General features: G+C 31.0%; 1 protein-coding gene. It reads right to left on the bottom strand.

From position 1 onward, the window contains the following. Positions 1-41: 41 nt before the first annotated feature. Positions 42-458 (bottom strand): hypothetical protein, encoded by a 417-nt coding sequence (locus BA053_RS06370; RefSeq protein ID WP_065095230.1) that lies wholly within the window; start codon positions 456-458, stop codon positions 42-44. Between the last annotated feature and the right edge of the window lie 232 nt (positions 459-690).

Below are 690 nucleotides of genomic sequence, written 5' to 3'. Positions count from 1 at the left end.
TGTTGGATACTTTTTTCTCATCTTTACCCCGTACTAAAATTTCAGATATTATAGCCTTTTACTTGTTTCCGGACAACCTCTAAATCTTTTTCTAATTGTTCCAAGAGATCAATTTTTTTTAAAATTCTTGTATACTTAGCTGCTGTTTCTAAAGTGAAACTTGACAACTCATCATTTACAAAATTACTTATACTACTGTTCTTGGTTGGAAAATTTTTTCCCAAAATTCTATTCATTAATGTTTTAAAAAGACCTAATGGCTGTTCTACATAATTGTTCAAGTCAGTATATATAACAAACTCAGCTATACCTTTTGCCTCACCTGTAAAACCTTCTAATGCATGAGATAAATCCCTTAACGTTTTGTTATATTGTTTCTCTGCATTTCCTAGCTTTACAGCTTTGATCAGAGAATCGAGATTTTTTTTATAGTTCTCACTTTTAAATGGATTATTCATACTAATTACAGCTCATTATTTATTAAAATATAGATCTAAAATATTAAGATCTAGTAAATGTTACTTTTGTAATTCATGTAGAACTATAGCTATAATAAGTAAGATTTCCCTACGTCATACCGCCGCGGTATCTCCAGATCCCGCTAACAATTTACTATTACCCACAAATATGAGGTTCGTGAGCAAGTCGCCATCCTTCTGCTAAATCAAAGAGACGTTTATATCCTTTCCA

It is taken from the genome of Wolbachia endosymbiont of Nomada ferruginata (assembly GCF_001675785.1).
GTDB classification, from domain to species: domain Bacteria; phylum Pseudomonadota; class Alphaproteobacteria; order Rickettsiales; family Anaplasmataceae; genus Wolbachia; species Wolbachia pipientis.
Note: the sequence above shows the minus strand (reverse complement) of the source record. Positions and strands in the feature narration are given on the sequence as shown.